Source organism: Pseudomonas parafulva (assembly GCF_002021815.1).
Lineage (GTDB): Bacteria > Pseudomonadota > Gammaproteobacteria > Pseudomonadales > Pseudomonadaceae > Aquipseudomonas > Aquipseudomonas parafulva_B.
In genome coordinates this window covers 3135357-3157311 of sequence record NZ_CP019952.1, presented here as the reverse complement: position 1 = coordinate 3157311, position 21955 = coordinate 3135357, and the positions used below count along the sequence as shown (strand labels likewise).

22 protein-coding genes are annotated in these 21955 nt (G+C 62.4%); 21 read left to right on the top strand and 1 reads right to left on the bottom strand.

The features are described from left to right. From fliM to B2J77_RS13970, 21 genes are all read left to right on the top strand, one after another. Entirely contained in the window at window positions 1–969 is a 969-nt protein-coding gene (gene fliM / locus B2J77_RS14070) for a flagellar motor switch protein FliM (RefSeq protein WP_058639122.1), read from the top strand. Window positions 970–1011: 42 nt separating this feature from the next. Beyond that, on the top strand, window positions 1012–1476 hold the full coding sequence (fliN, locus tag B2J77_RS14065) for a flagellar motor switch protein FliN (protein ID WP_023533974.1): 465 nt from the start codon (window positions 1012–1014) through the stop codon (window positions 1474–1476). Further along, the gene (fliO, locus tag B2J77_RS14060) at window positions 1476–1925 is read left to right on the top strand and encodes a flagellar biosynthetic protein FliO (protein WP_058639121.1); all 450 of its coding nucleotides are present in this window, start codon (window positions 1476–1478) and stop codon (window positions 1923–1925) included. Before fliN ends, fliO begins: the two co-directional genes overlap by 1 nt. Continuing rightward, the gene (gene fliP / locus B2J77_RS14055; RefSeq protein ID WP_023533994.1) at window positions 1922–2677 is read left to right on the top strand and encodes a flagellar type III secretion system pore protein FliP; all 756 of its coding nucleotides are present in this window, start codon (window positions 1922–1924) and stop codon (window positions 2675–2677) included. Before fliO ends, fliP begins: the two co-directional genes overlap by 4 nt. A 21-nt stretch (window positions 2678–2698) precedes the next feature. Beyond that, the gene (gene fliQ / locus B2J77_RS14050) at window positions 2699–2968 is read left to right on the top strand and encodes a flagellar biosynthesis protein FliQ (RefSeq protein ID WP_078478882.1); all 270 of its coding nucleotides are present in this window, start codon (window positions 2699–2701) and stop codon (window positions 2966–2968) included. A gap of 7 nt (window positions 2969–2975) precedes the next feature. After that, window positions 2976–3752, top strand: coding sequence for a flagellar biosynthetic protein FliR (fliR, locus tag B2J77_RS14045; protein ID WP_058606076.1), 777 nt, complete (start codon window positions 2976–2978; stop codon window positions 3750–3752). Continuing rightward, complete coding sequence (flhB, locus tag B2J77_RS14040; protein ID WP_078478881.1) at window positions 3753–4895, top strand: flagellar biosynthesis protein FlhB; 1143 nt, start codon at window positions 3753–3755, stop codon at window positions 4893–4895. A 155-nt stretch (window positions 4896–5050) separates the two neighbouring features. Next, the gene (gene flhA, locus B2J77_RS14035) at window positions 5051–7180 is read left to right on the top strand and encodes a flagellar biosynthesis protein FlhA (RefSeq protein WP_058606080.1); all 2130 of its coding nucleotides are present in this window, start codon (window positions 5051–5053) and stop codon (window positions 7178–7180) included. Between the two features lie 11 nt (window positions 7181–7191). Then, window positions 7192–8502, top strand: a complete 1311-nt coding sequence (gene flhF, locus B2J77_RS14030; RefSeq protein ID WP_058606081.1) for a flagellar biosynthesis protein FlhF — start codon at window positions 7192–7194, stop codon at window positions 8500–8502. Between the two features lie 93 nt (window positions 8503–8595). Further along, entirely contained in the window at window positions 8596–9429 is an 834-nt protein-coding gene (gene fleN / locus B2J77_RS14025; RefSeq protein WP_023533996.1) for a flagellar synthesis regulator FleN, read from the top strand. Beyond that, window positions 9426–10166: an RNA polymerase sigma factor FliA gene (fliA, locus tag B2J77_RS14020; RefSeq protein WP_023533945.1), complete on the top strand. Its 741-nt coding sequence runs from the start codon at window positions 9426–9428 to the stop codon at window positions 10164–10166. Before fleN ends, fliA begins: the two co-directional genes overlap by 4 nt. A 105-nt stretch (window positions 10167–10271) precedes the next feature. Continuing rightward, complete coding sequence (locus B2J77_RS14015; protein ID WP_167339335.1) at window positions 10272–10646, top strand: chemotaxis response regulator CheY; 375 nt, start codon at window positions 10272–10274, stop codon at window positions 10644–10646. Between the two features lie 20 nt (window positions 10647–10666). Then, window positions 10667–11455, top strand: a complete 789-nt coding sequence (locus tag B2J77_RS14010; protein ID WP_023533920.1) for a protein phosphatase CheZ — start codon at window positions 10667–10669, stop codon at window positions 11453–11455. 12 nt (window positions 11456–11467) lie between these two features. Beyond that, window positions 11468–13702, top strand: a complete 2235-nt coding sequence (locus tag B2J77_RS14005) for a chemotaxis protein CheA (RefSeq protein WP_078478880.1) — start codon at window positions 11468–11470, stop codon at window positions 13700–13702. 47 nt (window positions 13703–13749) lie between these two features. Next, window positions 13750–14868, top strand: a complete 1119-nt coding sequence (locus B2J77_RS14000) for a protein-glutamate methylesterase/protein-glutamine glutaminase (protein WP_058639117.1) — start codon at window positions 13750–13752, stop codon at window positions 14866–14868. Continuing rightward, window positions 14868–15608: a flagellar motor protein gene (locus B2J77_RS13995; RefSeq protein WP_027915963.1), complete on the top strand. Its 741-nt coding sequence runs from the start codon at window positions 14868–14870 to the stop codon at window positions 15606–15608. Before B2J77_RS14000 ends, B2J77_RS13995 begins: the two co-directional genes overlap by 1 nt. Before the next feature lie 3 nt (window positions 15609–15611). Continuing rightward, window positions 15612–16469 (top strand): flagellar motor protein MotD, encoded by an 858-nt coding sequence (gene motD / locus B2J77_RS13990; RefSeq protein ID WP_058639116.1) that lies wholly within the window; start codon window positions 15612–15614, stop codon window positions 16467–16469. A gap of 136 nt (window positions 16470–16605) precedes the next feature. Further along, the gene (locus tag B2J77_RS13985; RefSeq protein WP_058639115.1) at window positions 16606–17394 is read left to right on the top strand and encodes a ParA family protein; all 789 of its coding nucleotides are present in this window, start codon (window positions 16606–16608) and stop codon (window positions 17392–17394) included. After that, complete coding sequence (locus B2J77_RS13980; protein WP_058606086.1) at window positions 17394–18326, top strand: CheW domain-containing protein; 933 nt, start codon at window positions 17394–17396, stop codon at window positions 18324–18326. The genes B2J77_RS13985 and B2J77_RS13980 overlap by 1 nt, the downstream gene beginning before the upstream one ends. 4 nt (window positions 18327–18330) lie before the next feature. Continuing rightward, entirely contained in the window at window positions 18331–18810 is a 480-nt protein-coding gene (locus B2J77_RS13975) for a chemotaxis protein CheW (RefSeq protein ID WP_003254393.1), read from the top strand. Between the two features lies 1 nt (window position 18811). After that, the gene (locus B2J77_RS13970) at window positions 18812–19207 is read left to right on the top strand and encodes a DUF2802 domain-containing protein (protein WP_058639114.1); all 396 of its coding nucleotides are present in this window, start codon (window positions 18812–18814) and stop codon (window positions 19205–19207) included. A gap of 32 nt (window positions 19208–19239) precedes the next feature. On the opposite strand, the gene B2J77_RS13965 is transcribed toward B2J77_RS13970, so the two are convergent. Next, window positions 19240–21948: a dermonecrotic toxin domain-containing protein gene (locus tag B2J77_RS13965; RefSeq protein ID WP_058639149.1), complete on the bottom strand. Its 2709-nt coding sequence runs from the start codon at window positions 21946–21948 to the stop codon at window positions 19240–19242. Window positions 21949–21955 lie beyond the last annotated feature (7 nt).

Below are 21955 nucleotides of genomic sequence, written 5' to 3'. Positions count from 1 at the left end.
ATGGCCGTACAGGACCTGCTGTCCCAGGATGAGATCGATGCCCTGCTGCATGGCGTCGACGATGGCCTGGTGCAGACTGAAAGTGTATCCGAGCCCGGCAGTATCAAAAGCTATGACCTGACCAGTCAGGACCGTATTGTCCGGGGCCGCATGCCGACCTTGGAGATGATCAACGAGCGATTTGCCCGTTACACCCGCATCAGCATGTTCAACTTGCTGCGCCGCTCGGCCGATGTGGCCGTGGGCGGCGTGCAGGTGATGAAGTTCGGTGAGTACGTGCATTCGCTGTACGTGCCCACCAGCCTCAACCTGGTCAAGATCAAGCCGCTGCGCGGCACCTCGCTGTTCATCCTCGACGCCAAGCTGGTGTTCAAGCTGGTGGACAACTTTTTCGGCGGGGACGGCCGGCACGCCAAGATCGAAGGCCGCGAGTTCACCCCGACCGAGTTGCGCGTAGTGCGCATGGTGCTGGATCAGTGCTTCATCGACCTGAAGGAAGCCTGGCAGGCGATTATGGAGGTGAACTTCGAGTACATGAACTCCGAGGTCAACCCGGCCATGGCCAACATCGTCGGCCCCAGCGAGGCGGTGGTGGTGTCCACGTTCCATATCGAGCTCGACGGCGGCGGGGGCGACCTGCACGTGACCATGCCGTACTCGATGATCGAGCCGGTACGTGAAATGCTCGACGCCGGCTTCCAGTCCGACCTGGACGACCAGGACGAACGCTGGGTCAAGGCGCTGCGTGAGGACGTGCTTGATGTTGCCGTGCCGGTAACGGCCACGGTAGCCAGGCGTCAGCTCAAACTGCGGGATATCCTGCACATGCAGCCCGGGGACGTCATCCCGGTCGAGCTGCCCGAGCACCTTGTGCTGCGCGCCAACGGCGTGCCGGCATTCAAGGCGCGCCTGGGCTCGCACAAGGGCAACCTGGCGCTGCAGATCATCGACCCGGTCGAACGCCGCTGATGGCGGCCGCTCCCAACGAATTGAATGCCTGTCGAGGAAATCATGGCTAACGAAAACGAGATCACCTCTCCAGAGGACCAGGCGCTCGCCGATGAGTGGGCTGCTGCGCTGGAAGAAACCGGTGCGGCCGGCCAGGCCGACATCGATGCGCTGCTGGGCGATACCAGCCAGAATCAGGGGCCCGGTCGCTTGCCGATGGAAGAGTTCGCCAGCTCGCCCAAGCCCAATGCCAATGTCAGCCTCGAAGGCCCGAACCTGGATGTGATTCTCGACATCCCGGTGAGCATCTCGATGGAAGTGGGCAGCACCGAAATCAACATCCGCAACCTGCTGCAGCTCAACCAGGGTTCGGTGATCGAGCTGGACCGCCTGGCAGGCGAGCCCCTGGATGTGCTGGTCAATGGCACGCTGATCGCCCATGGCGAAGTGGTGGTGGTCAACGAGAAGTTCGGCATCCGCCTGACGGACGTGATCAGCCCCAGCGAACGCATCAAGAAGCTGCGTTGATGAAGGCCAGGGTGCGCGTCATCGCAGCGGCGGCCGCGGCACTGGCCAGCCAGGTATGCCTGGCCGCCGCCACGCCTGCCGCGACACCGGCCAACCCGCCAGGAAGCCTGGGCGGGCAACTGGCCCAGATGGTCTTCGGCCTGCTGCTGGTGGTCGGGCTGATCTTCCTGCTCGCCTGGCTGCTGCGCCGGATGCAAGGCTCGGCGGTCAAGGGCAGTCAGGTGATCGACATCATCGGCAGCCGCGCTATCGGGCCGCGTGATCGGCTGCTATTGGTGCAGGTGGGCAAGGAACAGATCCTCATTGGTCATACACCCGGCAGCATCGAAGCGTTGCACGTGCTGGCCGAGCCTGTGGATGTACCTCAGGGGGCTCGCCAGGCGACGCCTGAGTTCGCCCAGCGGCTAATGGAACTGATGGGCAAGGACCCTAAGGACAAGACCCGATGAGCGCAGCGCTGCGACTGTTGTTCACCCTGGCGCTGCTGTTGGCGGCGCCGTTGGCACTGGCTGCCGACCCGCTGTCGATTCCAGCCATCACCCTGTCCAACGGTACCGATGGGCAGCAGGAGTATTCGGTCAGCCTGCAGATCCTGTTGATCATGACGGCGCTGAGCTTCATTCCAGCGTTCGTCATCCTGATGACCAGCTTCACCCGGATCATCATCGTCTTTTCCATCCTGCGCCAGGCGCTGGGGCTGCAGCAGACGCCGTCGAACCAGATTCTGACCGGCATGGCGCTGTTCCTGACCCTGTTCATCATGGCGCCGGTGTTCGACCGCATCAACCAGACGGCCTTGCAGCCTTACCTGAACGAGCAGTTGACCGCCCAGCAGGCCATCGACCGTGCGCAGGGCCCGCTCAAGGACTTCATGCTGGCTCAGACCCGGCAGAGCGATCTGGACCTGTTCATGCGCCTGTCCAAGCGCACCGACATCGCCAGCCCCGACCAGGTGCCGCTGAGTATCCTGGTGCCGTCCTTCGTCACCTCGGAGCTCAAGACGGCCTTTCAGATCGGCTTCATGATCTTCATTCCGTTTCTGATCATCGACATGGTGGTGGCCAGCGTGCTCATGGCCATGGGCATGATGATGCTGTCGCCGCTGATCATCTCGTTGCCGTTCAAGATCATGCTGTTCGTGCTGGTCGATGGCTGGGCCTTGATCATGGGCACGCTGGCCAGCAGTTTCGGTGGTGTGTGACTTTGCCTGGGAGGGCCGTGCATGACGCCTGAAGTAGCCGTCGACCTGTTCCGCGACGCCCTGTGGCTGACCACGCTGATGGTCGCCGTGCTGGTGGTCCCCAGCCTGCTGGTGGGCCTGATCGTGGCCATGTTCCAGGCCGCCACCCAGATCAACGAGCAGACCCTGAGCTTTCTGCCGCGCCTGCTGGTGATGCTGATCACGCTGATCGTGGCCGGGCCGTGGCTGGTACAGAAGTTCATAGAGTACATCACTACCCTGTACACCAACATCCCCCAGCTCATCGGTTGATGCGCCGATGCTTGAGCTGACCGACACGCAAATCGGCACCTGGGTGGCCACCTTCATCCTGCCGCTGTTCAGGGTGACGGCGGTGCTGATGACCATGCCCATCTTCGGCACGCGCATGTTGCCGGCGCGGGTGCGCCTGTACGTTGCCGTGGCGATCACCGTGGTCATTGTGCCGGCGCTCCCGCCACTGCCGCCGTTCGATCCGTTGAGCCTCAAAGGGGCGCTGCTGTGTGCCGAGCAGATCATCGTCGGCACTATGTTCGGTCTGGCGTTGCAGTTGCTGTTCCAGGCCTTCGTGATCGCCGGGCAGATCGTGGCGGTACAGATGGGGATGGCATTCGCCTCGATGGTCGACCCTGGCAACGGGGTCAACGTCACGGTGATCAGTCAGTTCATGACCATGCTGGTGAGCGTGCTGTTTCTGCTGATGAACGGCCATCTGGTGGTGTTCGAAGTGTTGACCGAGAGCTTTACCACGCTCCCGGTGGGCAATGCCCTGGTGGTCACTCATTTTTGGGAGTTGGTGGGGCGCATGGCGTGGGTGTTCGGCGCCGGGCTGATATTGATCCTGCCGGTGATCGCAGCCTTGTTGGTCGTCAATATTGCCTTTGGCGTGATGACCCGTGCAGCGCCGCAGTTGAATATTTTTTCCATTGGTTTCCCGCTGACCTTGGTCATGGGCATGCTCATTTTCTGGATCGGCCTTGCCGATGTGTTGTCCCATTACCAGGCGTTGGCCAGCGAAACGCTGCTGTGGCTACGCGATTTGGCGAGGGCCGGTTGAATGGCGGAAAGCGAAAGCGGTCAGGACAAGACAGAGGAACCCACCGAGAAGCGCAAGCGCGATGCGCGGGAAAAAGGGGAGATCGCGCGCTCCAAGGAGCTGAACACTGTGTCGGTAACCCTGGCCGGTGCCGGTGGCGTCCTAGCCTTCGGCGGGTATCTGGCCGAGACCCTGCTGGAAATGATGCGCATGAACTTCAGCCTGACCCGCGAGATCATCGTCGATGAGCGGTCCATGGGGGCGTTCTTGCTCACCTCCGGTAAAATGGCCATCTGGGCCGTACAGCCGATTCTGATCCTTCTTTTCGTGATGTCTTTCGTTGCGCCGATCGTACTGGGCGGTTTCGTCTTCTCCGGCAGCTTGCTGCAACCTAAATTCAGCCGAATGAACCCGCTTTCTGGCATCAAGCGCATGTTCTCGATGCATGCCCTGACCGAGTTGCTCAAGGCGCTGGCCAAGTTCTTCGTGATCCTGGTGGTGGCCGTGGCGGTGCTCGCCAGCGACCGTCAAGCCCTGCTGTCAATCGCCAACGAACCGCTGGAGCAGGCGATCATCCACAGCTTGCAAGTGGTGGGGTGGAGCGCCCTGTGGATGTCGGCCGGGCTGTTGCTGATCGCCGCCGCCGACGCCCCGTTCCAGCTGTGGCAAACGCACAAGAAAATGAAGATGACCAAGCAGGAAGTGCGCGACGAGTACAAGGACAGCGAGGGCAAGCCCGAGGTCAAGCAGCGTATCCGGCAGTTGCAACGCGAGGTGTCGCAGCGGCGAATGATGGCGGCTGTGCCCCAGGCCGATGTGATCATCACCAACCCGACCCACTACGCCGTCGCCCTGCAGTACGATCCGGAGAACGGGAATTCGGCCCCCTTGCTGCTGGCCAAGGGCAGCGACTTCATGGCCTTGAAGATTCGCGAGATTGGCGCTGAGCACAACATCCAGATTCTTGAATCCGCCGCCCTGGCTCGGGCAATTTACTACTCCACCGAGGTGGAGCATGAAATTCCTGCCGGGCTGTACCTGGCGGTGGCCCAGGTGTTGGCGTACGTCTTTCAGATACGTCAGTACCACGCAGGGAAGGGCAAGCGGCCAGATCCGCTGAAGCCTGACTTGCCAATTCCACCCGATCTGCGCCGTGACAGCTGACATTGCGTAGCATGGTGAGTCCTTTTGCTGATACGCCTGCAAAAGGGGCGATACAAGCAATATAAATCCCCCACCAGACAAAGTTGGAAAGCTTCTTGCAATGGCAGCGCCAGTCGCCTGACAGGCGTCAAAGTTTTGCAAGAAGAGGACTCGCGGTGGATCGCACTCAGTTAATCAGCAACGCTCGCCATAACCTGGCCGGTCTCGGACGGGGCAACCTCGGCGTGCCGCTGTTGCTGCTGGTGATGCTGGCAATGATGATGTTGCCAATACCACCGTTCCTGCTCGACGTTTTCTTCACCTTCAACATCGCCTTGTCCATCGTGGTGCTGCTGGTCAGCGTGTACGCCTTGCGCCCGTTGGACTTTGCCGCATTCCCCACCATCCTGCTGGTGGCGACCTTGCTGCGACTGGCGCTGAACGTGGCGTCCACCCGCGTGGTCATGCTGCATGGCCAGGAAGGCCACGGCGCCGCGGGCATGGTGATCCAGGCCTTCGGCGATGTGGTCATCGGTGGCAACTACGTGGTCGGTGCGGTGGTCTTCGCCATCCTCATGATCATTAACTTCGTGGTGGTGACCAAGGGTGCGGGGCGTATCTCCGAGGTCAGCGCACGCTTCACCCTCGATGCAATGCCGGGCAAGCAGATGGCCATCGACGCCGACCTGAACGCCGGCCTGATCGACCAGGCGCAAGCCAAGGCGCGCCGCAGCGAAGTCGCCCAGGAGGCTGAGTTCTACGGTTCGATGGACGGTGCCAGCAAGTTCGTGCGCGGTGACGCCATCGCTGGCCTGCTGATCCTGTTCATCAACCTGATCGGTGGCATGCTGATCGGTATGTTGCAGCATGGCATGAGCTTCGGCGACGCCGGCAAGGTGTATGCCCTGTTGACCATTGGTGACGGTCTGGTGGCGCAGCTGCCCTCGCTGCTGCTCTCCACCGCCGCAGCCATCATGGTCACCCGTGCCTCGGGCTCGGAGGACATGGGCAAGCTGATCAACCGTCAGATGTTCGACTCGCCCCGGGCCCTGGCCGTGTCCGGCGCCATCATGATCGTCATGGGGCTGGTGCCGGGCATGCCGCACCTGGCGTTCCTGAGCCTGGGCCTGATGGCGGGCGGCGGCGCCTACCTGGTATGGAAGAAACAGCAAAAGACCAAGGTACAGGCCCAGCAGGAAGCGCAGCGCCAGCAAGAGCTGCTGCCGTCCCCGCAGCGGGCGGCCGAAACCAAGGAGCTGGGCTGGGACGATGTCACCCCGATCGACATGATCGGCCTGGAGGTCGGTTATCGCTTGATCCCATTGGTCGATCGCAACCAGGGCGGGCAGCTACTGGCGCGGATCAAGGGCGTGCGCAAGAAGCTGTCCCAGGACTTGGGCTTTCTCATGCCCACCGTGCACATCCGCGACAATCTTGACCTGCAGCCCAGTGCCTATCGCCTGACGTTGATGGGGGTAATCCTGGCTGAAGCAGAGATCTACCCGGACCGCGAGCTCGCCATCAACCCTGGGCAGGTGTTCGGCAGCCTCAACGGCATCGCGGCCCGCGACCCGGCCTTTGGCCTGGAGGCGGTGTGGATCGACGTCGGTCAGCGCTCGCAGGCTCAGTCGCTGGGCTATACCGTCGTGGACGCCAGTACGGTAGTGGCCACTCACCTCAACCAGATCCTGCAGAAGCATTGCCACGAGCTGATCGGTCACGAAGAAGTGCAGCAACTGTTGCAAGTCTTGTCCAAGGCGTCGCCCAAGCTGGCAGAAGAGTTGGTGCCGGGTGTCATTTCGCTGTCAGGCCTTCTCAAAGTCCTACAGGCTTTGTTGTCAGAACAGGTGCCAGTGCGCGATATTCGTAGCATTGCCGAATCCATCGCCAACAACGCGGCAAAGAGTCAAGATACCGCCGCTCTGGTCGCGGCGGTGCGCGTCGGATTGTGTCGCGCCATCGTGCAAAGCATTGTTGGCGTTGAGTCCGAGCTGCCTGTGATTACCTTGGAGCCCAGGTTGGAACAGATCTTGCTAAATAGTCTGCAGAGGGCCGGGCAAGGTCAGGAAGACGGAGTGCTTCTTGAACCAAGCATGGCCGAAAAGCTGCAGCGTTCACTGATCGAAGCCGCACAGCGCCAGGAGATGCAAGGCCAGCCGGCCATCCTCCTGGTGGCCGGCCCGATCCGCGCCATGCTGTCGCGTTTCGGTCGGCTGGCCGTACCGAATTTGCATGTGCTGGCGTATCAGGAAATACCGGACAACAAGCAAGTCACCATCGTTGCCACCGTGGGCCCTAATGGCTGAGGTAGTGGATAATGCAAGTTAAGCGATTCTTCGCCGCTGATATGCGTCAGGCCATGAAGCTGGTCCGCGATGAGCTGGGCGCTGATGCGGCCATCATCGGCAATCGCCGTATCGCAGGCGGCGTTGAACTGACCGCCGCGCTGGACTACAAGCTGTCCGCCCTGGCGCCTCGGGTACCGAACGTCGAACTCGAAGAAGAGCTGCGCAAGACCCACACGCGCATCGCCACGGCCAAGGCCGAGCTCGAACAGCGCCCGGACAGCAGTGACAGCAATCGCCAACTGTTCGCCGGTCAGTCGCTCACGGCGGCCGAGCCTTTGGTCGAGCCGCACGTTGACGCCCCGCAGCCGGCCACCACCGCAAGCAGCCAGGCCTCGGTGGACCCGCGCCTGTTCGATGCCATGCGCTCTGAGCTGTCCGGCTTGCGCGAGCTGCTGGAAGTGCAACTGGGGTCGCTGGCCTGGACCCAGTTGCAAGGTAGCAAGCCGCAGCAGGCCACGTTGTGGCGCCGGCTGCAGCGCATTGGCCTGTCTGGCCCCATCGCCCGTGAATTGCTCGAGCTGACCAAGGACATCGAGGAGCCTCGCCACGCCTGGCGTATGCTGCTGGCGCACCTGGCGCGCATGATCCGTACGCCCGACGTGGAACCGATCGAGGACGGCGGTGTGATTGCCGTCGTCGGCCCGGCCGGTATGGGCAAGACCACCACCCTGGCCAAGCTCGCGGCGCGCTATGTGCTCAAGTACGGCGCCCACAACCTGGCGCTGGTGAGCATGGACAGTTTCCGTATCGGGGCGCAGGAGCAGCTCAAGACCCTGGGCCGAATCCTGAATGTGCCGGTGACCTATGTCGACCCCGGCCAGTCGTTGGCGGCGGCGCTCGAGCCTCTGCTGCGCAAGCGCGTGGTGCTGATCGATACGGCGGGCCTGCAAGCCAGCGACCCGGCGTTACGCATGCAGCTCGATACCCTGGCCGGTCGCGGCATCGCGGCGAAGAATTACCTGGTCCTGGCCACCACCAGCCAGAAGCAGGTGCTGACCGCGGCCTACCACAGCTACAAGCGCTGCGGGCTGGCCGGCTGCATCCTGACCAAACTCGACGAGTCGGCAAGCCTGGGCGATGTCCTGAGCCTTGCCATCAGTTTCCGACTGCCCGTGGCCTACCTTACCGATGGGCCGCGTATCCCGGACGATCTGCACCTGCCCCGTGGGCACCAGCTGGTCACCCGCGCGGTCAATGTGCAGCAGCAGGACGAGCCCAGCGAGGAGGCCATGGCCGACATGTTCGCTGATCTCTACCACAACCCACGGCGAGCGGGTTGAAAATGAAATGTGTGCAAGGTAGCTATGCCGAGGGATACGCAGCATTGCCCTTCGTGTGGCCTGAGTCCCAGCGAGACAAGGTAAAGAACAGACATGGGTAGCATGCATCCCGTACAGGTAATCGCCGTGACCGGTGGCAAAGGTGGCGTCGGCAAGACAAATGTTTCAGTGAACCTGTCTCTTGCGCTGGCCGAGCTGGGCCGCAGGGTCATGCTGCTCGACGCCGACCTTGGGCTGGCCAATGTTGATGTGTTGCTGGGCCTTGCGCCCAAGCGCACGCTGGCAGATGTCATCGAAGGGCGTTGCGAACTGCGCGATGTGATGCTGCAGGGCCCAGGCGGTGTGCGCATCGTCCCGGCCGCTTCGGGTACCCAGAGCATGGTGCACCTGGCGCCTGCCCAGCATGCGGGCTTGATCCAGGCGTTCAGCGAAGTCGGCGACAACCTTGACGTGCTGGTGATCGATACCGCTGCCGGCATCGGTGATTCGGTGGTCAGCTTCGTGCGCGCGGCCCAGGAAGTGCTGCTGGTGGTCTGCGATGAGCCGACCTCGATCACCGACGCCTATGCGCTGATCAAGCTGCTTAACCGTGATTACGGCATGAACCGCTTCCGGGTGCTGGCCAATATGGCCCAGAGCCCTCAGGAGGGGCGTAACTTGTTCGCCAAGCTGACCAAGGTCACCGACCGCTTCCTGGATGTGGCGCTTCAGTACGTGGGCGCCGTGCCTTACGACGAGTGCGTGCGCAAGGCGGTCCAGAAGCAACGCGCCGTGTACGAAGCGTTCCCGCGCTCCAAATGCGCCCTGGCCTTCAAGGCCATCGCGCAGAAGGTCGACAGCTGGCCGCTGCCCGCCAACCCCCGTGGCCATCTGGAGTTCTTCGTCGAACGCCTGGTGCAGCCGACCAGTGCAGGTTCGATGTCATGAGCGCCAGCGGCTTCAAGATGTACAGCCGCGCCTCGAAAGACGCGCAGTATGAGCTGATCGAGCGTTATGCGCCGCTGGTCAAGCGCATTGCCTACCACCTGTTGGCGCGACTGCCGGCCAACGTGCAGGTCGAGGACCTGATCCAGGCGGGCATGATCGGTCTGCTCGAGGTTGCCAACAAGTATGACGCCAGCAAGGGCGCCAGTTTCGAGACCTATGCCGGCATCCGCATTCGCGGGGCCATGCTCGACGAGGTGCGCAAAGGCGATTGGGCACCGCGTTCGGTGCACCGCAATACCCGCATGGTCAGCGATGCCATGCGTGCGGTCGAAGCCAAAACTGGCCGCGACGCTAAAGATCATGAAGTTGCTGCCGAACTCAAGTTGAGCCTCGATGATTATTACGGGATTCTCAACGACACACTGGGCAGCCGCCTGTTCAGCTTCGACGACCTGTTGCAGGACGGCGAGCACGAAGGCTTGCATGAGGATGGCGTCAGCGGCCAGGCCGAACCTGCCCGTGGGTTGGAGGAAGAGCGGTTCCAGGTCGCGTTGACCGAGGCCATCGCCAACCTGCCGGAGCGCGAGCGCCTGGTGCTGGCGCTGTACTACGACGAGGAACTGAACCTCAAGGAGATCGGTGAGGTCTTGGGGGTCAGCGAGTCGCGGGTCAGCCAGTTGCACAGCCAATGCGCCGCGCGCCTGCGCAGCCGCCTGGGGGAATGGCGGGCCCGTTGAGCCCGCCGTCGTCGTTGCCGTTTTCCACGTTGTACCGAATCGATTGAGTGCGCGCTCGGGGCCGAGCGCGTTTGAGACTGCTTGGAGGTCTAATTGGACAAGAACATGAAAATCCTCATCGTCGACGACTTTTCGACGATGCGGCGCATCATCAAGAACCTGCTGCGTGACCTGGGCTTCGCCAACACCGACGAAGCCGATGACGGCACGACGGCGCTGCCGATGCTCGAAAGTGGCCATTACGACTTCCTGGTAACCGACTGGAACATGCCAGGCATGTCCGGTATCGACCTGCTGCGCAAAGTCCGCGCCAGCGACAAGCTCAAGACCTTGCCGGTGTTGATGGTGACCGCTGAAGCCAAGCGCGACCAGATCATCGAGGCCGCCCAGGCAGGCGTGAATGGCTATGTGGTCAAGCCGTTCACCGCCCAGGTGCTCAAAGAAAAGATCGAGAAGATCTTCGAACGCGTCAACGGCTGAGTCACGTCAGGGGGCGCGCCATGAGTTCATCACACACGTCATTGGGCGAGTTCGAATCGACCCTCAAGAAGCATGCCCAGGAGTTGGTCGAAAGCCTGGAGCGCGGACGGTTCGGCGAGGCGGTGCAACTCATTCACGAGTTGAACCAGACCCGCGATCGGGGGCTGTACCAGGAAGTGGGCAAGCTGACCCGCGAACTGCACAGCGCCATCGTCAGTTTTCAGATCGACCCGACCATACCCCAGGCCGAGGAGGTGTCGCAGATTACCGACGCCACCGAACGCCTGTCCTATGTGGTCAAGCTCACCGAAGGGGCGGCAAACCGCACCATGGACCTGGTCGAGGAAAGCACGCCTGTGCTCAACGACCTGGCCAGCGAGGCCAAAGCGCTGAGTGCCGATTGGCAGCGCTTCATGCGCCGCGAAGTGAACGCCACGGAGTTTCGTGACCTGGCCAAGCGCGTCGACGGTTTCCTGGCACACAGCGCTGAGGGTAACCGCAAGGTGGCCGGCCATCTCAACGACATCCTGCTGGCCCAGGATTACCAGGACCTGACCGGGCAGGTGATCAAGCGCGTCACGGCGTTGGTGACCGAGGTGGAAAGCAACCTGCTGAAATTGGTGATGATGGCCAGCCAGGTCGACCGCTTTGCGGGCATCCAGCATGACCAGGATCAATTGCGCGCAGAAAAAGATCGAGAAAAACATCCGACTCGGGGTGAAGGTCCGCAGATTCATGCCGATAAGCGTGAAGACGTCGTGTCCGGTCAGGACGATGTCGATGATCTGCTATCCAGCCTGGGTTTTTAAGGAGCACCTTTGATGAGCTTCGGCGCCGATGAAGAAATCCTTCAGGATTTCCTGGTAGAAGCCGGTGAAATACTTGAGCAATTGTCCGAGCAGCTGGTCGAGCTTGAAAGCCGCCCTGACGATGCCGACTTGCTCAATGCGATTTTTCGCGGTTTCCACACTGTAAAAGGGGGCGCCGGCTTCCTCCAGCTCAATGAGCTGGTGGAGTGCTGCCATATCGCCGAGAACGTGTTCGACGTGCTGCGCAAAGGTGAGCGCCGGGTCGATGCAGAGCTGATGGATGTGGTGCTCGAAGCACTGGATGCCGTCAACGGCATGTTTGCCCAAGTGCGTGAGCGCAGCGAAGTGACCCCGGCCACGCCAGAACTGCTGGCAGCCCTGGCGCGTCTGGCAGAGCCTGGCAGCGCCGACGCGGCCCCGGCCCCGGCGGCGCCCGTGCCGGTTGAGCCCGCGCCTGTGCAGCAGGCGCCGCAAGCGACCGAGGCGGACATCACTGACAGCGAATTCGAGCAGCTGCTCGATTCGCTCGACGCGGTGAAGGCCCAGGCCGCAGCGGCCGAGCAGATGCCTGCCGAGCCCGTCAGCGACCAGGGTGACGACATCACCGATGCCGAATTCGAGTCGCTGCTCGACCAGTTGCATGGCAAAGGCCAGTTCAGTGCCGAAGTGACCGCCCAGCCGGTGGCTGCCGCGGCCGAGCCGGTCAGTGACGAAATCACCGACGCCGAGTTCGAGTCGCTGCTGGACCAGTTGCATGGCAAAGGCACGTTCCAGGCTGATGCCTTGCCCGCAGCCAAGGCTGCGACGCCTGTCGAGCCAGCGCCTGCCACCACGGGCGACGACATCAGCGAACAGGAGTTCGAAGCGTTGCTGGACCAGCTGCATGGCAAGGGCAAGTTCAATGGCGACGTGGCTGGCGTCGAAGCACCTGCCAGTGTTCAGGCCGCAGCCACAGCCAAGGTCGAAGCGCCGGCAGTCAGCCGTCCTGCTGGCGCGGCGCCACCTGCTGCAGCGCCCAAGCCTGCTGCTGCCCCACGGGCGCCGGCGGCGAGCGCCGACAAGCACGCGGTCAGCGAAGCGGAAACGACCGTCAGGGTCGACACCGCGCGCCTGGACGAGATCATGAACATGGTCGGCGAACTGGTGCTGGTGCGTAACCGTCTGGTCCGCCTGGGCCTGAACAGCGGCGATGAAGCCATGTCCAAGGCCGTGTCGAACCTCGATGTGGTCACCGCCGACTTGCAGACGGCGGTGATGAAGACGCGCATGCAGCCGATCAAGAAAGTGTTCGGCCGCTTCCCGCGCCTGGTGCGTGACCTGGCGCGGCAGTTGAAGAAAGAGATCAACCTTGAACTGGTGGGCGAAGAAACCGACCTGGACAAGAACCTGGTCGAGGCGCTGGCCGACCCGCTGGTGCACTTGGTGCGCAATGCCGTGGACCATGGGGTGGAAATGCCCGATGAGCGCGAGGCTGCGGGCAAGGCGCGCACAGGGCGCGTCGTATTGTCTGCCGAGCAGGAGGGTGACCATATCCTGCTGTCGATTTCCGACGACGGCAAAGGTATGGACCCGAACGTGCTGCGTGTCAAGGCCGTGGAAAAGGGCCTGATGGACAAGGACGCCGCCGACCGTTTGAGCGAGTCGGACTGCTACAACCTGATCTTCGCCCCAGGCTTTTCCACCAAGACCGAGATTTCCGACGTCTCTGGGCGGGGCGTGGGCATGGACGTGGTCAAGACCAAGATTTCCCAGCTCAACGGCTCGATCAACATCTACTCGGCCAAGGGGCAGGGCTCGAAGATCGTCATCAAGGTCCCGCTGACCCTGGCGATCATGCCGACCTTGATGGTGATGCTGGGCAACCAGGCGTTCGCCTTCCCGCTGGTCAACGTCAACGAGATCTTCCACCTGGACTTGTCGCGCACCAACGTGGTCGATGGTCAGGAAGTGGTGATCGTACGGGACAAGGCGTTACCGCTGTTCTACCTCAAGCGCTGGCTGGTCCAGGGCCAGGTGCATGAAGAACAGCACGAAGGTCACGTGGTGATCCTGTCGGTCGGCACCCAGCGCATCGGCTTTGTCGTCGATCAACTGGTGGGCCAGGAAGAAGTGGTAATCAAGCCACTGGGCAAGATGTTGCAAGGCACCCCGGGCATGTCCGGGGCCACCATCACCGGCGACGGTCGCATTGCGCTGATCCTCGACGTCCCGAGCATGCTCAAGCGTTACGCCGCGCGGCGTATTTGATCTCGGTGGCGTCCCCCTGGCCGGGGGCGTCACCTAACGGAGTGTTTATGGCAGTCAAGGTCCTGGTGGTGGATGATTCCGGTTTCTTCCGCCGCCGCGTCTCGGAAATCCTCTCGGGGGACTCGACGATCCAGGTGGTGGGCACTGCAACCAACGGCAAGGAAGCGATCGACCAGGCGCTTGCGCTCAAGCCCGATGTGATCACCATGGACTACGAGATGCCCATGATGGATGGCATCACGGCGGTGCGGCACATCATGCAACGGTGCCCGACGCCTGTGCTGATGTTCTCGTCGCTCACCCATGAAGGTGCTCGGGTCACGCTCGATGCGCTCGATGCCGGGGCGGTAGACTACCTGCCGAAGAATTTCGAAGACATTTCGCGCAACCCCGAGAAGGTCAAGCAGATGCTGTGCGAGAAGGTGCATACCCTGTCGCGTAGCAACCGCCGCATGACCAGTTACGCCCGCCCGGCGCCCGCGCCCGCTGCGGCCTCCGCGCCGACACCCACAACGGCCACGAGCGCTGCAGGGCCGGCCCCGGTGCGAAGCGCCGCCGCGCCCGTCAGGCCAGCCGCTGCGCATTCACCAGCGCCCAAGCGCAAGCCGTACAAGTTGGTGGCCATCGGCACCTCGACTGGGGGGCCGGTGGCCTTGCAGCGGGTGCTGACGCAGTTGCCAGGCAATTTCCCGGCGCCGATCGTGCTCGTTCAGCACATGCCGGCAGCCTTCACCAAAGCCTTTGCAGAACGCCTGGACAAGCTGTGCCGCATCAGCGTCAAGGAAGCCGAAGATGGCGACATCCTGCGTCCCGGGCTTGCGCTGTTGGCGCCCGGCGGCAAGCAGATGATGATCGATGGCCGTGGCACCGTGAAGATTCTGCCCGGTGACGAGCGGCTCAACTACAAGCCCTGCGTGGATATCACCTTCGGCTCGGCAGCCAAGTCCTATGGCGACAAGGTGCTGTCCGTGGTGCTGACCGGCATGGGCGCGGACGGCCGGGAAGGGGCGCGCTTGCTCAAGCAGGCGGGCAGCACGGTGTGGGCACAGGATGAAGCCAGCTGCGTGATCTATGGCATGCCCATGGCGATCGTCAAGGCCAACCTGGCCGATGCGGTGTACAGCCTGGACGATATTGGCCGGCACCTGGTGGAGGCGTGCGTCTGATGGACGTGCTCAGCCTGATCGGCCTGATCCTGGCTTTTGTCGCTATCGTGGGCGGCAATTTCCTCGAAGGCGGCCACGTGGGCGCCCTGATCAACGGGCCGGCAGCGCTGATTGTATTGGGCGGTACCCTGGCGGCCGCCTTGCTGCAATCGCCGCTCTCCTCGTTCAAGCGCGCCTTGCAGATCCTGCGCTGGATCCTGTTTCCACCGCGGGTCGATCTGCCGGGTGGGGTTGATCGGGTCGTGAACTGGAGCCTGACGGCGCGCAAGGAAGGCCTGCTCGGACTGGAAGGGGTGGCCGATGGCGAGCCCGATCCCTACGCGCGCAAGGGCTTGCAGTTGCTGGTAGACGGTGCCGAGCCCGAAGCCATTCGCAGTATCCTCGAAGTGGATTTCCTGACCCAGGAGGGCCGTGACCTGCAGGCCGCCAAAGTCTTCGAGAGCATGGGCGGCTACGCGCCGACCATCGGGATCATCGGCGCGGTGATGGGCCTGATCCACGTCATGGGCAACCTGGCCGACCCGGCGCAGCTGGGCAACGGCATTGCCGTTGCGTTCGTGGCGACCATCTACGGCGTTGCCAGTGCCAACCTGATCCTGTTGCCCATTGCCAACAAGCTCAAGGCGCTGGTACTGCGCCAGTCGCGCTACCGGGAAATGCTCCTCGAAGGCCTCTTGTCCATTGCCGAAGGCGAGAACCCGCGCTCAATCGAGCTGAAGCTGCAAGGCTTCATGGAGTAGCCCATGCGTCGCCGCCGTCATGCCGAGGAGCCGGAAAACCACGAGCGCTGGCTTGTGTCCTACGCGGACTTCATCACCTTGCTGTTCGCCTTTTTCGTGGTGATGTATTCGATTTCCTCGGTCAACGAAGGCAAGTACAAGGTGGTGTCCCAAGCTCTGCTGGGGGTGTTCAATGACCCTGAGCGCAGCATGAGGCCCATTCCCATCGGGGATGAGCGCCCGTTGGCCGTGCGACCTGCACAGCCCTTGGTCAAGGACAGCGAGCAGCCTGATGCTGGCGTGTCGACCGCCAGCAACGACCCGCTCAAGACCATCGCCGATGAGGTGCGCGACGCTTTTGGCGACCTTATCAGGGGTGATCAGATGACGATCCGGGGTAACGAGCTGTGGATCGAGATCGAGCTCAATTCCTCGTTGCTGTTCGGCAGTGGCGATGCCATGCCCAGTGACAATGCGTTTGCCATCATCGACAAGGTGGCGGCCATACTCAAGCCGTTCGCCAACCCGGTGCACGTCGAAGGCTTCACTGATAACCAGCCTATCCGTACCGCGCAGTACCCGACCAACTGGGAGCTATCCTCGGCCCGCGCCGCCAGTATCGTCCGGCTGTTGGCCATGGGCGGCGTGGACCCCGGGCGCATGGCATCGGTGGGCTATGGCGAGTATCAGCCTGTGACGGGCAACGATACCCCCGAAGGGCGGGCCCGCAACCGGCGCGTGGTCCTGGTGATATCCCGCAACCTCGAGGTGCGCCGCAGCCTGACCAGCACCGGTGCTGCCAATGCCACGCCCGATGCTGCACTGCGCCGGGCTGGCACACAAAGTGCACCGGCAAGCTCAGCAGCGGTGGCAGGGCAGTGACTCGTCAATTCTCTGTCGCCCCATTGGCGGATGTCCACGCGCGGCGCTTGACCGACAGCCATCCAAGCCCTTCATTTTCCAGCAAGGCAGCGGGCACACCATGCTCCCTGCCTCACCCACGGATAGAGTTTGCCTGATGAGAGTCTGGGCAGTAGCCAATCAAAAAGGTGGCGTCGGCAAGACCACCACCACCATCGCCCTGGCTGGCCTGCTGGCCGACGCCGGCAAGCGCGTGATCGTCGTCGATCTTGATCCACATGGGTCGATGACCAGCTATTTCGGGCATAACCCCGATGCGCTGGAACATAGCTGCTACGACCTGTTCCTGCACAAGGGCAGCGTTCCGGATGGGCTGCCGGGGCAGTTGCTGTTGCCCACCAGTGACGAGCGCATATCATTGCTCCCCTCCAGCACCGCCCTTGCCGTACTGGAGCGGCAATCGCCCGGCCAGAACGGTTTGGGGCTGGTCATCGCCAAGAGTCTGGCGCAGCTGTGGCAGGACTTCGACTTCGCACTGATCGACAGTCCCCCTTTGCTGGGGGTGTTGATGGTCAATGCGCTGGCGGCCAGCCAGCAACTGGTCATCCCGGTGCAGACAGAGTTTTTGGCCGTCAAGGGCCTTGAACGCATGGTCGGCACCCTGGCCATGATCAACCGCTCCCGGCGCCAGGCGCTGCCGTACCAGATCGTGCCGACGTTGTTCGACCGGCGTACCCAGGCCTCCCTGGGAACGCTCAAGTTGCTGCGCGATGCCTACGGCGAACAGGTATGGCAGGGCTATATTCCCGTGGACACGCGGCTGCGCGATGCGAGCCGCCAGGGCGTCACGCCGTCGCAATTCGACAACAAGAGCCGCGGGCTGGTGGCCTACCGGGCGCTGCTCAAGCACTTGTTGACCTACACGCCCGCGGCGCAGGTGGCCTGATGACACAAACACGGCAAGTGAGCAGCAAGCCTCAGTTGGCGCTGCAGTCGTATCTCGACGGTCTGCTCCAGGAAGCCACCGAGCCCCTGGAGGCGCTGCCAGCGTCAGACACGGCAGATGACTTCGCCCAGGCGGTGCGCCAGGAGCAGGCCCGCGATGGGCGCGAGCCAGGCCAGGCCACCCAGGCAAAACCGGCACCTGCCGCACCTGAACGGCCGTTCGCCGAGCCCAGGCTTGCGGTATTGCCTAGCGTGATACCGGTGCAGCCGCCGGTGGTGGCGGTAGTAGAACAGGCAGTGGTGGCAGAGGCCAGCATCCCGGTCCTGATCGATACGCCGACTGTAGCGCCGGCAATGCCTCTGGTGGACGTCCACCTGCCCGCACCGGACGTGCCCGTACCGCCGGCCACCGTCGATGGGCGTCCGGCCTGGGCTGCCGAGCCGTTCGAGTGCCTGCTGTTCGATGTGGCCGGCCTGACCCTGGCCGTGCCGCTGGTGTGCCTGGGCTCGATCTATACCTTGGCCGATCGCGAGCTGACGCCGCTGTTCGGGCAGCCCGAGTGGTTCCTGGGCATCCTCACGTGCCAGGCTGGCAACCTCAAGGTGCTCGACACCGCGCGCTGGGTCATGCCCGACCGCTACCGCGACGATTTCCGGCAGGGCCTGCAATACGTCATTTCTGTCCAGGGCTATGAATGGGGGCTGGCTGTGCATCAGGTCAGCCGCTCGCTGCGCCTGGACCCGTCCGAGATCAAGTGGCGTAGCCAGCGGGGCCAGCGGCCGTGGCTGGCCGGCACGGTCATTGAACACATGTGTGCACTGCTGGACGTGGCGGAGCTGGCCGAGTTGATCGCCAGCGGCGCCGTCAAGCAGCTGCACGCCAAACCGCACATCACACCGAACACACCGCCAAAGGCGGATTTCAAGGGGTAGGGGAATGAAAAAGTCGTCCGCACAAGGTTCTGAAGATCCGATCCTGCAGTGGGTTACCTTCCGTCTGGACAACGAGTCCTACGGCATCAACGTGATGCAGGTGCAGGAAGTGCTGCGCTACACGGAAATCGCCCCGGTGCCGGGTGCGCCCAGCTATGTGCTGGGTATCATCAACCTGCGCGGCAACGTGGTGACCGTGATCGACACGCGCCAGCGCTTCGGGCTGATGCCAACCGAGGTCACCGACAACACCCGCATCGTCATCATCGAGGCAGACAAGCAAGTGGTCGGCATTCTGGTCGATAGCGTCGCCGAAGTGGTGTACCTGCGCCAGTCCGAGATTGAAACCGCGCCCAACGTGGGCAACGAAGAATCGGCCAAGTTTATCCAGGGTGTGTGCAACAAGAATGGCGAACTGCTGATTCTGGTCGAACTGGACAAGATGATGACCGAGGAAGAGTGGTCGGAACTGGAGAACATCTGACTTGATTTTCGAGGTCGGCGTCATTTTACTGGCCCTGCTGTGGGCCTTGAGCCTGTGGTTCTTCCTGAACTACACCAAGCGTCAGCGCGAGCTGGCTGCTCAGCAGGCCATTGGCGATGCCCTGCGCGACCAGCGTATCAAGGACCTCGGCAAGCGGCTCGATGATTACCAGAACGTCACCGTGCGCATGGGCGAGGCCATCCATGAGCTGCGCGGTGCAGTGGCCACGCTGCCCGACCGGTTGGAGCGGCTTGAGCAGCGTGACCCGAGCAGCGTCACCTTCACCCAGGCTGCACGGCTGGTCGGCATGGGTGCCAGCGTGTCGGAGCTTACCGAAACCTGCGGTCTAACCCAGGCCGAGGCTGAGCTGATGAGCAAACTGCACCGCAACAACTGAATATCAGGGCGACGCAAGTCGCCCTGTGCATTTCAGGGTTTGCTCCAGGAATGGTAGTTGCCTACGCGGGCAACACGGTTCAAGGCCAGGTCGTGTTCTACGGCTGATTTGATTTGCGCTTCTTTGCCTGCAAGCAAAAACAATGGCTTGCTCTGCGGCAAGCTCTGCAGATTGCAGAGCTGGCGCAAGCGTTGAAGCCTGGGGAGATGTTGATCGATCACGTCGTTGAGCACTCCTGGGCCTGTGAGGTGGTTCAGGCGTCTGGCGTAGGCCTTGAAACCTGGCATGTCGGTCGTTGGCCGATGCTGATAGAAGTCCCCATTGGCCTGGTAGCGTGCATGCATGGCCTCGCTGATCGCTTGCAGGTTGGGGTTGCCTGGATGGCTGGCAATCATGTTGCTGTTGTAGTGGCAATGCATGCCGAGGGTGTCGTTGTTTGCCGGGTCCCCCAGAATGAAACCGTCCGGGGTCGTGGCCAGGTCCACAGCCTCTATGGCTGCACGCGCGGGATCCTCCGGCGCCTCGGGATGGGCAAGCAACGTATCGTCCACATCCATGTAGATCCCGCCCTGCGCGTGTAGCATCGGGTAGCGCAAAATGTCCGATGCCGAGGAGAAATTGGCCCCGGGGGCGTTTACGGCATCCCGGTATTGCTCGAAATGGGGGCTTTCACTGAAACGGGCATAGAAGGGCTGGTCCTCTAATGGCAGCACCTGCAGATTGGGCGCGCGCTGACCGAGTAACTGGCGGTTGGTCTCGAACGCCTCGGGGTCTGCCTTGGACAGGTACAAGCGGTAACTGAACGAGCTGTTGCTCAGGCGCTCGGCGTTGGCCGCCAGGTTATCCACCAGCTCAGGCGCTATAACTTTGTTGCCAACCCAAAGGCTGGAGATGGTTTTAGGAATCGGGTGCACTGTATCCTGCGCGACGGGGGGCATTTCAATCGGTAGCGGCAGATCGACACCAAGCCCCTTGAGGGTCGCCGAGCGCATCTGATCGGTCACTGGGCGTGTCGTGACATCGATTCGGATCAAACTGCGTCGCCCGGGCATGGCCTGGTAGTAGGGCGGGTTGAGATCATTCGAGGCCTGTTCGGTGATGAAAGCGTCATGCTCACTGTCGTAAAGCACCGTTATGTTGTAGCCGCCCACTTCGGTCTGCAGCTCCGCAGGCCCTTCCTCGCTGACCGGTATTCGTATGACTGAACGCGCCACAGGGCTGTCATCAGCCTGTACTGGCTCGATGGCGTTGTCGAAGAAAGCGCCTATCTCGGGTTCTGCAAAATGGGGTGGGTTGATCGGGCTCAGTGGGTAACCCAGCTGATCGTTCAAACGGACAGGCGTAAAGAATCGCACGCGCTTGAGGGAAAATAGCTCGGTGGCGCGCGTCGCCGCTTCGCTAGCCAGAGGCAGGGCGTTCAGCAGACCGAAGACCGTGTTGGAAACGCCTTCAGCCTGGTCTTCGAGCGTTTTGCCATCAATTGCCTGGTCCAGGCCAAGCCCGAATTGCGCCACGCCTGCCAGGGCGAGCATGGGCGCCAGTGCCGGCATAACGATAGCCAAGGGCGCCAGCAAATTGATTGAGGTAGCCAGATACCCGCGCCATTTCGCCTTGGTTACGGCCTGGTCACTGGTGATGATGAAGTCGGCATCGGCATAGCTGCGCTTGCGTTGGCGCTCGGTAAGCGCCGTGAATAGGTCGCCCTCGATCAACGGGCTGTATTTTTTTAGTTTGTAGTACACGTATTTCTTCGGCGGCCAGGGGCCGTCGGTAGTGAAACCCGGTCGGTTGGGTGATCGGTAATGGATCGCAGGATAGGCGCCCAACCCCTCAAGCGCAGTGTCCAAGCCGCTGAAGTCGAGCCCATCCGGCGTGTCGGCCAGCCGAAAATAGCGGCGCAGGGCCTGACGCTTTTCCGGATCGCGGCACTGTTCACCGACCCAGTCCTTCATGGCGCCCAGGCTGCCGAACTCATGGAAGGGTGAGGCATTGCCTGGCAGGTAGAGCAGGACCTTGCGCCGCTTCTGGTCGGCAATGCCAATCAGGTCGGTAGCCGCGTAGCCATACACATTCAGCGCTCTGATCCTCAGGCTGTCAGCGCGCGGCGCCAGGCCTGCGGCTTCCCAGAGCATCTGTCGGCCTGCCTCGCTGAGCGAACCTTCCTGGACCTGCTTGTTACAGGCTGCCACGAAGCCGATCTGCAGCGCTTGTCGGTGGCTGTCGCTGGCCTCGTGCCAATACGCGTCGAGCATGGCGACGAAACGGGCATGGAAGTCCAGCTCCCAGACGAAGCGCTGCATGGCCTCGACGTCGATGGGTAAATGGGTGGTGATGTCATAGCGTCTAGGTTCGGTGCGGCGAAACAGCCCGTTGAACACAGAATAGGCGCCACCCTGCGCCCATGGCCCCAGGTCGGGCAAGCGCTCGACAATGCGTAGTGGGTGGGCAGGGAGATGGCCGGCCCAGCCGCCAGGGAAAAGCTGGCCGACCAGATCCTTGCTGTTTTCCCCTTGCCAGTTGGACAGCACCGCTTCGGTCAGGGACAGGCGCTGAACCACGACGGCTTGATCGCCCCTGTAGTGCAGGGTGACCACGTCGGTCTGATCCGGGTCCAGGTCATGGCCTTGGCGGCAGGCCCAATCGCGTATGTCGCTGGCGGCCTGGCGGTCGGGGCGGGGGATGTGTTGCAGGTGGCCGCGCACGTAGCGCAGGCCAACCGAATTGACACGTGTATCAGCCATGGTCATC

Bases quoted from the DNA above. Each gene is read 5' to 3' on its own strand.
- fliM (WP_058639122.1), top strand. From the start codon at position 1: ATGGCCGTACAGGACCTGCTGTCCCAGGATGAGATCGATGCCCTGCTG.
- fliN (WP_023533974.1), top strand. From the start codon at position 1,012: ATGGCTAACGAAAACGAGATCACCTCTCCAGAGGACCAGGCGCTCGCC.
- fliO (WP_058639121.1), top strand. From the start codon at position 1,476: ATGAAGGCCAGGGTGCGCGTCATCGCAGCGGCGGCCGCGGCACTGGCC.
- fliP (WP_023533994.1), top strand. From the start codon at position 1,922: ATGAGCGCAGCGCTGCGACTGTTGTTCACCCTGGCGCTGCTGTTGGCG.
- fliQ (WP_078478882.1), top strand. From the start codon at position 2,699: ATGACGCCTGAAGTAGCCGTCGACCTGTTCCGCGACGCCCTGTGGCTG.
- fliR (WP_058606076.1), top strand. From the start codon at position 2,976: ATGCTTGAGCTGACCGACACGCAAATCGGCACCTGGGTGGCCACCTTC.
- flhB (WP_078478881.1), top strand. From the start codon at position 3,753: ATGGCGGAAAGCGAAAGCGGTCAGGACAAGACAGAGGAACCCACCGAG.
- flhF (WP_058606081.1), top strand. From the start codon at position 7,192: ATGCAAGTTAAGCGATTCTTCGCCGCTGATATGCGTCAGGCCATGAAG.
- fleN (WP_023533996.1), top strand. From the start codon at position 8,596: ATGGGTAGCATGCATCCCGTACAGGTAATCGCCGTGACCGGTGGCAAA.
- fliA (WP_023533945.1), top strand. From the start codon at position 9,426: ATGAGCGCCAGCGGCTTCAAGATGTACAGCCGCGCCTCGAAAGACGCG.
- B2J77_RS14015 (WP_167339335.1), top strand. From the start codon at position 10,272: ATGAAAATCCTCATCGTCGACGACTTTTCGACGATGCGGCGCATCATC.
- B2J77_RS14010 (WP_023533920.1), top strand. From the start codon at position 10,667: ATGAGTTCATCACACACGTCATTGGGCGAGTTCGAATCGACCCTCAAG.
- B2J77_RS14005 (WP_078478880.1), top strand. From the start codon at position 11,468: ATGAGCTTCGGCGCCGATGAAGAAATCCTTCAGGATTTCCTGGTAGAA.
- B2J77_RS14000 (WP_058639117.1), top strand. From the start codon at position 13,750: ATGGCAGTCAAGGTCCTGGTGGTGGATGATTCCGGTTTCTTCCGCCGC.
- B2J77_RS13995 (WP_027915963.1), top strand. From the start codon at position 14,868: ATGGACGTGCTCAGCCTGATCGGCCTGATCCTGGCTTTTGTCGCTATC.
- motD (WP_058639116.1), top strand. From the start codon at position 15,612: ATGCGTCGCCGCCGTCATGCCGAGGAGCCGGAAAACCACGAGCGCTGG.
- B2J77_RS13985 (WP_058639115.1), top strand. From the start codon at position 16,606: ATGAGAGTCTGGGCAGTAGCCAATCAAAAAGGTGGCGTCGGCAAGACC.
- B2J77_RS13980 (WP_058606086.1), top strand. From the start codon at position 17,394: ATGACACAAACACGGCAAGTGAGCAGCAAGCCTCAGTTGGCGCTGCAG.
- B2J77_RS13975 (WP_003254393.1), top strand. From the start codon at position 18,331: ATGAAAAAGTCGTCCGCACAAGGTTCTGAAGATCCGATCCTGCAGTGG.
- B2J77_RS13965 (WP_058639149.1), bottom strand. From the start codon at position 21,948: ATGGCTGATACACGTGTCAATTCGGTTGGCCTGCGCTACGTGCGCGGC.